Below are 1,150 nucleotides of genomic sequence, written 5' to 3' on the forward strand. Positions count from 1 at the left end.
CCGAAATAACCTCACGCCCAATGGCGATTCACGGGGCTATCACTGCCACCCTTTGCACGCTGGTTTTACTGTTATCTGGCTGCTCCCTTGCGGCTAGCAAAAACCAGCCCATGGCGGCGGGGCTGAGTGGCTATAACCACACACTTGGCAGCATTACCTCTTTTTCAGTCAATGGCTCAAGAGTCAGTGTCGGGGGCGTGCAATGTTGCGTGCTGCTCCCCGCTAAATGGACGCCCGGCTTACATGCCAGAGTAAAATGGGAAAGTTTGGATAAAAGCAAACTGTCCCCCATACCGAAATTTAGCCAAGTCGAGGCTTATAAGCGTTGGGAAGCCGAACTTGACCAATACAGCACCCAGCATGAAGTCAGTGTGCCGATCCCTGAGTATGACGCAGATACCGCCTGCAGTATGAAAGTGCATTTTTTACCCTGCAACCAAGTCAAAGTGACCACTTCGTGTCAAAGCTATGGCTCTGTTGGCTACCCAATTAACGAACCGATGGATATGAAGGAGCCTGCCGTATGTCCGAAATAACCTCACGCCCAATGGCGATTCACGGGGCTATCACTGCCACCCTTTGCACGCTGGTTTTACTGTTATCTGGCTGCTCCCTTGCGGCTAGCAAAAACCAGCCCATGGCGGCGGGGCTGAGTGGCTATAACCACACACTTGGCAGCATTACCTCTTTTTCAGTCAATGGCTCAAGAGTCAGTGTCGGGGGCGTGCAATGTTGCGTGCTGCTCCCCGCTAAATGGACGCCCGGCTTACATGCCAGAGTAAAATGGGAAAGTTTGGATAAAAGCAAACTGTCCCCCATACCGAAATTTAGCCAAGTCGAGGCTTATAAGCGTTGGGAAGCCGAACTTGACCAATACAGCACCCAGCATGAAGTCAGTGTGCCGATCCCTGAGTATGACGCAGATACCGCCTGCAGTATGAAAGTGCATTTTTTACCCTGCAACCAAGTCAAAGTGACCACTTCGTGTCAAAGCTATGGCTCTGTTGGCTACCCAATTAACGAACCGATGGATATGAAGGAGCCTGCCGTATGTCCGAAATAACCTCACGCCCAATGGCGATTCACGGGGCTATCACTGCCACCCTTTGCACGCTGGTTTTACTGTTATCTGGCTGCTCCCTTGCGGCTA

At 51.7% G+C, this 1,150-nt stretch carries 2 protein-coding genes; both read left to right on the plus strand.

Features of this window, described 5'->3' with window-relative positions; genetic code table 11:
* The coding region (locus tag ACIPUA_RS08235) for a DUF3304 domain-containing protein (RefSeq protein ID WP_449059550.1) at positions 1-536 on the plus strand (536 nt) is incomplete at its 5' end.
* Positions 524-1,063, plus strand: a complete 540-nt coding sequence (locus ACIPUA_RS08240) for a DUF3304 domain-containing protein (protein ID WP_449059551.1) — start codon at positions 524-526, stop codon at positions 1,061-1,063. The genes ACIPUA_RS08235 and ACIPUA_RS08240, both read left to right, overlap by 13 nt.
* Positions 1,064-1,150: the final 87 nt, after the last annotated feature.

This window comes from Providencia sp. AGC89, assembly GCF_053543535.1.